The organism is Micromonospora maritima, assembly GCF_902825405.1.
GTDB classification, from domain to species: domain Bacteria; phylum Actinomycetota; class Actinomycetes; order Mycobacteriales; family Micromonosporaceae; genus Micromonospora; species Micromonospora maritima.
Map to the genome: position 1 here is coordinate 1 of NZ_CADEAU010000680.1, position 2,407 is coordinate 2,407.

General features: G+C 76.7%; 3 protein-coding genes. 1 reads left to right on the forward strand and 2 read right to left on the reverse strand.

Annotation, left to right across the window (positions count from 1 at the left end):
* On the forward strand, nt 1-542 hold a 542-nt coding region (locus tag HUW36_RS30960; protein WP_174531323.1), incomplete at its 5' end, for a glycosyltransferase family 9 protein.
* Here the strand turns inward: HUW36_RS30960 and HUW36_RS30965 are convergent.
* Entirely contained in the window at nt 517-1,389 is an 873-nt protein-coding gene (locus HUW36_RS30965; RefSeq protein WP_174531324.1) for a glycosyltransferase family 2 protein, read from the reverse strand. The genes HUW36_RS30960 and HUW36_RS30965 overlap by 26 nt on opposite strands.
* Nucleotides 1,386-2,407, reverse strand: a 1,022-nt coding sequence (gene rfaE2, locus HUW36_RS30970; protein ID WP_246248409.1) for a D-glycero-beta-D-manno-heptose 1-phosphate adenylyltransferase, incomplete at its 5' end; no start/stop codon positions are given. The genes HUW36_RS30965 and rfaE2, both read right to left, overlap by 4 nt.

A 2,407-nucleotide genomic window follows, 5' to 3' on the forward strand; every position in this document is an offset into this window, starting at 1 on the left:
GCCCCCGGGTGGCGCTGCACCCGGGCGCCACCGACACGCGCCGCCGCTGGCCGCCGGAGAGCTTCGCCGAGGTCGCCCGCGCGTTGCACGGGGACGGGTACGAGGTGCTGGCGACCGGCACACCGGCCGAGCGGGAGACGGTGGACGCGGTGGTCGCGACCGCCGGCGTGCCGGTACGCCCACAGGTCGGCACGCTCAGCCTCGGCGCGCTGGCGGCGACCTACGCGGACTGCGCGCTCGTGGTCTCCAACGACACCGGCCCGCTGCACCTGGCCGCCGCGGTCGGCGCGCCCACCGTCGGGATCTTCTGGGTCGGCAACCTGATCAACGGGGCGTCGCCGCTGCGCGGCCGGCACCGCCCGATCGCCGCCTGGACGACGCTCTGCCCGGTCTGCGGCGTCGACTGCACGCCGGGGATCTACCCGCACCGCCCGGGCGACGGGGAGTGCCCGCACCGGGTGTCGTTCGTGGCCGACGTGCCGGCCGCCGAGGTGGTGGAGGCGGCCCGGGAGCTGCTCACACCTCCGCCGTCGACTCGCTGAGCACGACCTCCCACGCCTCCACGTCCCGCTCGGTGACGGTGGTCGGCGACTCCAGGTGGTAGGCCCCGCTGGGCAGCACACCGGCGCCGCCGTGGCGCTCCAGCACGGCGAGCTGCGCGGCCACGTCCTCGCCCTGGTGCCGCTCGGGCAGCCGCTCCCAGAAGTCGAAGCCGCCGGACTCGACGAGCTTGGCCCGGTCGTAGAGCACGCAGCCGCCGATCCAGGAGACCTTGTACGCCCGCCACGCACCCGCCGGCAGGGCCAGCTTCTCGGTGACGTGCAGCAGGTTCGCCGCCGGGTGGATCGACGCCCGGTGCCACTGCGGGGTGCCGGGGCGGATCCGCTCCGGCTCCGGCCGGCCCGGCCACTCCTCGTAGTGCCGGTGGGTGTCGGGGCGGACGTCGTCGGCGTAGGAGAGCCCGTGCACGGCGTTGCCGACGAACCCACAGCCCAGCTCGTCCAGCGCGGTGACCAGGCGGGACAGGGTGTCCGGCTCCACCCACACGTCGTCGTCGAGGCAGAGCACCGCGTCGGCCGCCGACCGGGACAGCAGGTAGGAGCGGTGCTCGGCCAGCCCGCGCCGGGGCAGCCGCCGGGTCAGCAGCACCGGGTGCCCCCGGTGGCGCAGCGCCCGGACCATGGTGGCCGCCGCCGGGTGCGCGTACGCGGGGTCGCCGTCGGACTGGTCGCTGACCACCACCCCGAACCCGGGTACGCCCTCCTGGGCGGCCAGCCCGGAGAGCGTGACCGCCAACTCGGCCGGCCGGTTGCGGGTGGGGATCAGCACGTCCAGCCGCCGGGTCCGGCGGAACTGCTCGGGCGTGCCCGGGTCCAGCGGTCGGGTCACGCCGGCCTGCCCTCGCCCACGGCGGGGGTGTGCCGGTCGGGCACGGCCTCACGGCCCTCGCTCCGCTCGGTGCTGTGCGACTGGGCGCGGATCCGGTCGATGATCGCCGAGGTGGAGCGGTCCGGCACGTACCCGAGGGTGCGCACCTGGCCGCCCAGCCGGCGGACCAGCGGCGCCTCCGGCACCATCTCCGGCGGGTAGTCGCCACCCTTGACGTAGACGTCCGGCCGGACCGCCTCGATCAACCGGGCCGGCGAGTCCTCCTCGAACACCACCACGTGGTCGACGCAGGCCAGCGCCGCCAGCAGGGCGATCCGGTCCTCGACCGGGTTGACCGGCCGGTCCGGGCCCTTGAGCCGTCGGACGCTGCCGTCGGAGTTGACCGCCACGATCAGCAGGTCGCCGAGCGCGCGGGCCTGGGTCAGGTAGCGGACGTGCCCGGGGTGCAGCACGTCGAAGCAACCGTTGGTGAACACCACCGAGCGGCCGGCCCGGCGGTGCTCGGCGACGAGCGCGGTCAGCTCCTCGGCGCCGACCAGGGCCGGGTGCCCGGTCTCCTCGCCGCCGGTGCCGAGCGCGGCGAGCAGGTCCTCCCGGCGGCACACGCAGGTGCCGGTGTCGGCGACCGTGATGGTGGCGGCGAGCTGGGCGAGCTGGGCGGCGGTCGGCAGGCCCGCGTCGGCGGCGAGCGCGAGCGTCATCGCCGCCAGGTACGCGTCCCCGGCGCCGACCGCATGGCTGGCCGGGACCGGGGTGCTGTGGCTGCGCCGGGGCGAGCCCTCGGCGCCGCCGACCACCGCGCCCTCGGTGTCCAGGGTCACCGCCACCACGTCCGCGCCGGTGTGGGCGCGCAGTTCGGGCAGGCGCGACTCGGCCAGGACCGCCCGGTCCACCCCCTCGCCGGCCGCCGCGTTCACGGTCACGCCGGTGCCGGTGACGCTGAGGCCGTCCCCGGTCAACGCCACCCGCTCCTCGCCCGGGACCGGCTCACCCGTCGGTCCGGCCGGGCCGACGACGG